General features: G+C 64.1%; 7 protein-coding genes. 2 read left to right on the plus strand and 5 right to left on the minus strand.

The window, feature by feature from the left end:
• A partial coding sequence (locus GOOTI_RS15710; RefSeq protein ID WP_007239599.1) for a ParB/RepB/Spo0J family partition protein occupies nt 1-741 on the plus strand: 741 nt, incomplete at its 5' end.
• 244 nt (nt 742-985) lie between these two features.
• Complete coding sequence (locus GOOTI_RS15715) at nt 986-1,921, plus strand: hypothetical protein (protein ID WP_007239600.1); 936 nt, start codon at nt 986-988, stop codon at nt 1,919-1,921.
• Nucleotides 1,922-1,976: 55 nt separating this feature from the next.
• Here the strand turns inward: GOOTI_RS15715 and GOOTI_RS15720 are convergent, their stop codons facing one another.
• The 5 genes from GOOTI_RS15720 to GOOTI_RS15740 all read right to left on the minus strand — a co-directional run.
• On the minus strand, nt 1,977-3,236 hold the full coding sequence (locus GOOTI_RS15720; protein WP_007239601.1) for an N-acetylmuramoyl-L-alanine amidase: 1,260 nt from the start codon (nt 3,234-3,236) through the stop codon (nt 1,977-1,979).
• Nucleotides 3,237-3,500: 264 nt separating this feature from the next.
• Nucleotides 3,501-3,839: a thioredoxin gene (gene trxA, locus GOOTI_RS15725; RefSeq protein WP_007239602.1), complete on the minus strand. Its 339-nt coding sequence runs from the start codon at nt 3,837-3,839 to the stop codon at nt 3,501-3,503.
• Nucleotides 3,840-3,895: 56 nt separating this feature from the next.
• Entirely contained in the window at nt 3,896-4,894 is a 999-nt protein-coding gene (trxB, locus tag GOOTI_RS15730; RefSeq protein WP_007239603.1) for a thioredoxin-disulfide reductase, read from the minus strand.
• A 116-nt stretch (nt 4,895-5,010) separates the two neighbouring features.
• Nucleotides 5,011-5,778, minus strand: a complete 768-nt coding sequence (locus GOOTI_RS15735; RefSeq protein WP_007239604.1) for an RsmA family anti-sigma factor — start codon at nt 5,776-5,778, stop codon at nt 5,011-5,013.
• 154 nt (nt 5,779-5,932) lie between these two features.
• Nucleotides 5,933-6,318, minus strand: a 386-nt coding sequence (locus GOOTI_RS15740; protein WP_007239605.1) for a sigma-70 family RNA polymerase sigma factor, incomplete at its 5' end; no start/stop codon positions are given.

A 6,318-nucleotide genomic window follows, 5' to 3' on the forward strand; every position in this document is an offset into this window, starting at 1 on the left:
ATGGCTGAACTCGTGCACTCGATCAAAGAGTTCGGCCTCATGCAGCCGATCGTGGTGCGCAAGCTCCCTGCCCCGACCGCCGACGGCGTCGTCTATCAGATCGTCATGGGCGAGCGGCGCTGGCGGGCAAGTCAGGAAGCCGGCCTCGAGGCGATTCCCAGCATCGTGCGCGAGACGCCGGATGGCGACATGCTGCGCGATGCGCTGCTGGAGAACATTCATCGGGCGCAGCTCAACCCCTTGGAAGAAGCAGCTGCCTACCAACAGCTTCTCGAAGAGTTCGACGTCACCCACGAAGAACTGGCCAACCGGCTCGGGCGATCACGACCGGTGATCACCAACATGATCCGTCTGCTGAAGCTCCCGATCCCCGTCCAGCGTCGAGTCGCCGCGGGCGTGCTGTCTGCAGGACATGCCCGCGCACTGCTTTCCCTCGAGACTGGTAGCGATCAGCAGGAGGCGCTTGCTGCGCGAATCGTCGCGGAGGGACTATCGGTTCGCGCCACGGAAGAGGCGGTGACGTTGGCCAATCGCGGGGACGGTCCGTCGACCCCCGCCCCCGCCGCCAAGCGGCGACAGATGCAGATGCCGGGACTCCAGGATCTCGCCGAGCGATTGTCCGACGGTCTCGATACACGGGTGACCGTCAGCCTCGGAAAGCGAAAGGGCAAGATCGTTGTGGAGTTCGGATCGGTGGACGATCTCGAACGTATCGTGGGACTCATCGACCCGAAGACCTAGCGTCGACCGACCGGTGCGCTGGAGCATGATTGCGTCCGGAAGCGCCGACATTGCCGAGATTTCGACACCCACCCACACCCGAAAGTTTCGTCACAGTGACAGCCGAGCAACACAGCGACCGCAAGAACAGTGAAACACAGTGCGGTGCATCAGATTTCACGTATAGAGCTGCTCGCGCTGCACTCCGAAACCGAAATGCGGCGGTGCTGAGGCGCGCGACCACCGAAACACAGGTCGGTGTCAGATGAACTTCACGATTTCCGGCCTTGATCTCGAGTCCTTCGAGTCGCTCCCCCCGCATACGCGTCGGTGTGTGTTCTGGGAAGTCGATCCCTCCTTCACCAACGCGCCACCTGCACGGCCGGACGAGGACGCAGCTCCTCTGCGCTATTCTGGCTCGAGCATCGAGTCACCGATTGCGTCGGGACTCGCTGACTTCGAGAGCGAGTTCGACAAAGAAGCGTGGATCTCCTCGGTACTCCTGGAGTGGGGTACCTGCGGTCAGATCGCGATCGACTCGTCGACAGGGGTGGTAGTGGGCGCGGCACTCTACGCGCCGCCGAGTCGCGTCCCCAGGTCGCGTAGCTTTCCGACGTCACCCGTCAGTGCAGATGCCGTCCTGCTGACATCGATTTGTACCGAACCCGGATTCGAGGAAGCCGCGGATCAACTCATCGATGCCGTCGTGGCCGACTTGATCCGACGCGGTGTGCGGGCCGTCGAGGCCTTCGGACTGGTCAGGCATGGTGGCATCCGACACGGTGCGTCTCGATCTTCTGCCGACCTTCCGCGCGATGTTGACTCTCCTGCAACAGATCTCGACGACCAGGCACCGGGTGAAGGTCGAAACCTCTCGAGCACAACAGATTTCGGGGACCTCAGTACCTGGTCGGACGATGCAGTCGTCGAGATCGCTCGCGAGATCCTCGACGGACCGGGCCCCGATCTGTGCGGTCAGTGCATGATCGACGCGGGACTGCTGAAGGAATCGGCATTCGACGTCATCTCCTCACATCCACGGTTTCCGCGATTCCGACTCGAGCTCGACGAGGGTCTCGGCTGGAAGTTCGAGGTCGAGAGCGCGCTGGAGAAGCTGGTCGTGATGGCGGCGATCGATCTGGTGGGGCAGGAACGTGCGGCAGTGCCCTCCGCACGTCGCAGCGGAGCGCGAAGCAGCTAGCGCCACAGCGCAGCGAAGTGGCAGATGCCCGGGTGCGAGCGGCGAATCTGGTGAATCAGAACCCGGAAATACGTTCGGCCGCAAGAAGTTCGGCAAACGTGTAGGTACCCGTGGGTCGGTCGTTCTCACCCAGCAGGTACAAACGCTTGACCGCGACTAGGATGGCCTCGGTGATCACATTGCGGTAGTGCGGATCGTCGAGGACCTTCGCGTCGTCGGGATTGGTGATGTACCCGACGTCGATCAGCGCGACCGGCATGCGGGTCAACCGCAGAATGTCCCAGGTGCGTTCGTGGACTCGGCAGTCGGTCAGCGGCGTACGCGCGACGATCTCCCGCTGGATGAAGTCTGCGAGATTGCGTCCGATGGTGGAGTACGAGCCGCGGTTGCTGCCGAAGTAGAAGGAGGCAACGCCGTTTGCTGCCGGAGTGTCATAGTGTCCACAGCGCAGCGAGATCATCATGTCGGCGTCGACGAGGTTTGCCACTCGTGCGCGCTCGTCGTCGGAGGCGTGACCGCGGCCGTCGTGCGACAGGAAGGTCTCCATGCCTGCCGCAGCCATCCGACCCTCGAGACGTGCGGCGAGATCCCACAGCACCCTGGACTCGAGTTCAGCAACGGATCCAGTTGAAAGCGCATGCAGCCCAGCGGTTCCCGGATCGATGACGATGCGCTTGCCAGATAGTTGCGGTCCGGAGCGTCGAACGTGCTCTTCCTGTCGGATGGCATACGGCGAGCCGCCTGTGACACGAGTGCCGAGTCGGTCGAGCGCTCGAAGTGTGGCGGGCCCACAGATTCCGTCCGCGGAGAGGCCGTACTCGCTCTGGTAGAGGCAGATCGCGTTGTGCGTGCTTTCGCCGAATACGCCGTCGACGAGACCGGTGTAGTAGCCGAGATTCTGGAGCCTGCTCTGCAGTGTGGCGACATCGTCGCCGACCATGGGTGCGGACAGACGGTAGAGGAGCACACGCGCGCCGAGTTGATACGAGGCCTCGCGCAGTGCTCGATAGGTCGCCTGGCCGACGATGCCATCGACGATGAGGCCGCGCTGCTGCTGAAAAGCGCGCACGGCGTGGTCGACGTCGGTGTCGAAGAGGGCGTCCTCGGTGCTGTGGATGACCCGGCCTGCTGCGCCGAGCCCGTTCGCAGGTGCTGTCGACGATTGCAGTTGTGTCGTGTTGTCGACGCTGGTCGGACGGTCGCCCTCGGCGGCCGCATGTCGACCCGGCGTGGAGGTGAGCAGACCCTGTCCGGAGAGGATCGATCGAATCTCGGCCACTGCCGACCCGCGATCTCCCAGTCGGAACGTTGGCATCTCATCTCCTCAAATGGACATGTCGCCTGTTGGGGGCACGGACGACAGTGAACCAAAGTGAATTGTCTCAGGTGACGGCACCCGAACAAAACTCATCGGCTCTGTGCGATCACACCGAGGCTACCGTCCGTAGCCGACTGGCCGACGAAGGCTCTTCGCAATGGTGAATCCCCAGTACAAATCACCGTCGAACACCAGCTCGGTGTTCGACGGTGATCAGGACGAGTGCCACGGGTGTGGCTGTTCTCACTGACAGCGGGTCGGTCAGGCGTTCGACCCCACAACGGAATCGAGGTCGCGGAGAAGCGCTGCCTTGCCCTTGACGCCGACGATGGTCTTGGTGGGCTGTCCGTTCTCGAACAAGATCATGGTCGGGATCGACATGATCTTGTAGTCGCGGGCCACGCCGGGGTTCTCATCGACGTCGACCTTGGCTACGGTCAGCTTGTCGCTGTGGTCGCGCGCGATCTCTTCGAGCACCGGCGCGATCATGCGGCAGGGTCCGCACCAGGTGGCCCAGAAGTCGACGAGGACCGGTCCGCTGGCTTCCAGTACCTGGTCTTTGAAGGTGGCGTCGGTGACGGCGACGGTGTTTGCTCCCATGATGTGTCCTCCTCTGGACGTGGTGCGGGGTAGCGGGTTGGGTGAGATTCGGCAGGTCAGGCGGTCTGCGGCACGGTGGCCACGACGTCGCCCTCGATCGGCATGGGTTCGATGTCGCCCTGCTCGGCGAGCCACCGCTCGGCGTCGATCGCGGCCGAACAACCGCTGCCGGCTGCGGTGATGGCCTGTCGGTAGGTGTGGTCGACGAGGTCGCCCGCCGCGAACACACCGGGAATCGATGTGTAGGTGGTTCGGCCCTGCACCTTGACGTAGCCGTCGTCGTCGAGGTCGACCTGACCGCGAACGAGCTGACTGCGCGGGTCGTGGCCGATCGCGACGAACATGCCGGTGACGTCGATGGTGCGCTTGTCGCCGGAGCCCGTGTCGGTCAGTTCGAGGCCGGTGACCGAGTTGCTACCGATCACGCCCGTGACCGCGGCATTGGTCACGAATTCGATCTTGTCGTTGGCACGAGCACGTTCGAGCATGATCTTCGACGCCCGGAACTCGTGGCGTCGGTGGATCAGCTTCACGCTGCGTGCGAACTTGGTCAGGAATGTAGCCTCTTCCATCGCGGAGTCGCCGCCGCCGATGACCGCGATGTCTTGGTCTTTGAAGAAGAAGCCGTCGCACGTGGCACATGCGGAGACTCCCCTGCCGAGCAGTTCCTGCTCACCGGTGATCTCCAGGTATCGGGCCGCGGCGCCCATCGCCAGGATGACAGCGTTGGCGCGATAGGTCTCGCCCCCTGCGTCGACCTCCTTGACCGTGCCGGTCAGCCGAACGGCTTCGACATCTTCCATGCGCAGATCGGCGCCGAAGCGGATGGCCTGCTCCCGCATCTCGTCCATGAGTGCCGGACCCTGGATGCCGTTCTGGAAGCCGGGATAGTTCTCGACCTCGGTGGTGGTCATCAGGGCACCACCGAACTGGGTTCCCTCGAAGACGATCGGAGCGAGTTCGGCGCGCGCCGCGTAGACGGCTGCGGTGTAACCCGCCGGTCCTGACCCGATGATGATCAGGTCGTGGATCTGGTCGCTGTCTGTGGTGCTCATCCATCCTCCGTGCTTGTGGCGACGCGCTTGTGCTGCCGGTTCTCCGGTACGCGTTGTCGGCTCGTTCAACACAAGCCTAAGGGCAGATGTTCCCGCTGCTCGCGGCGCCGCGTCGCTCAGCCGCCGAGCCGGGTCCGTGACACGGTGGCCGGATTGCCGGTATCGCAGTCCCGGTCGACCACGAGAGCGTCGAACCTACCGGCGACACCGGTGCCGAGCAGAATGACGGCTCGGGTCGAGCCGCCGACGGTGATCTCGCCGGAGCCGAGCACAGGCGTGGATGTGGGGACGCCGTTGGCTGCCGTGCAGCGCCGCAGCGCCGCGTCGGAGTCGAAGGGAGCATGTGCGCGCTTTCCCAGCACTGACAGTGCGGCGGCCTTCTCGACGCCGTCGAGACCGGAGGCGGCCGTCGAGGCCGACGACCGCTGTGCCTGCACCCCGCGGTCCGGCGCATTGTCGGTTGTCGTCAGTGCTGCGGTGACAACTCCGACCAGCAGTGCGACCGCCGCTGCAGTCCCGACGACTATTGCGGCGATTCGCGCACGTGAGGGCGACCGACGCCGCCGACGTTGGGCGAGGTCGACGACGGGCTCTGCTGACGTGTGTGCAGCTGCATGTGACGCCGCGGGCACTGACTCTGCCCGGATGGCGGCCAGCGTCGAGGTGATCTTGGCGTCGACGTCCCCGGGAACTCGTACTGGCTCCAGCGGACGTGCTTGGAGCGCGTCAGTGGTGCGGTCGAGTGCGGCGAGCACGCGCAGTGCAGATGGATCGTCGGCGATGCGTCGGCGTAGGTGTGCGGTGACGTCGTCGGGTAGCGCGCCGGCATGGAAGTCGGCGAGCAGCTCCTCCGAGTAGGGCGGTTCGGGATAAGACTGGTTCATCGCGACGCGGACCTACTCCCCCGATTCTTGCGGTCGACAACGTGACGTAGCTCTTTCGTTGCCAGATAAGACTTCGTTGCCAGGTAGGACGTCATTGCCAGATAAGACGTCGGCGGCTGTCGAACGGTTCCCGCCATCTCGCGGCATATCTCATTCATGAGTCGTCTCTCAGATGGCCCAGCAGTTTGGCCAGGCGAAGGCGGCCCCGCGACGATCGGCTCTTGACCGTCCCCTCGGCAACACCCAGACGTTGCGCGGTCTCTGCGATGCTGAGGCCCTCGACGTCGAGCGCGACCACGACGGCGCGCTGCTCTGCAGGAAGCTGGGCGAGCGCGGCCCCGATACTCATCGACAGTTCCACCGCAGCATAACGATCCTCGCGGCTGGCCATCGCCGGGATATCGAACTCGGGCAGAGAAACCGTGGGACGCAACTTATCTCGCCGGATTCGATCGAGGCAGGCGTTCACGACGATGCGGTGTAACCACGTCGACACCTGTGCGTCGGCCCGGTACGAGTGTGCCATTCGGTGTTGTTGAT

It is taken from the genome of Gordonia otitidis NBRC 100426, assembly GCF_000248075.1.
GTDB lineage: Bacteria > Actinomycetota > Actinomycetes > Mycobacteriales > Mycobacteriaceae > Gordonia > Gordonia otitidis.

Excerpts from the sequence above, each read along its gene's own strand:
- GOOTI_RS15715 (WP_007239600.1), top strand. The coding sequence starts at position 986 with ATGAACTTCACGATTTCCGGCCTTGATCTCGAGTCCTTCGAGTCGCTC.
- GOOTI_RS15720 (WP_007239601.1), bottom strand. The coding sequence starts at position 3,236 with ATGCCAACGTTCCGACTGGGAGATCGCGGGTCGGCAGTGGCCGAGATT.
- trxA (WP_007239602.1), bottom strand. The coding sequence starts at position 3,839 with ATGGGAGCAAACACCGTCGCCGTCACCGACGCCACCTTCAAAGACCAG.
- trxB (WP_007239603.1), bottom strand. The coding sequence starts at position 4,894 with ATGAGCACCACAGACAGCGACCAGATCCACGACCTGATCATCATCGGG.
- GOOTI_RS15735 (WP_007239604.1), bottom strand. The coding sequence starts at position 5,778 with ATGAACCAGTCTTATCCCGAACCGCCCTACTCGGAGGAGCTGCTCGCC.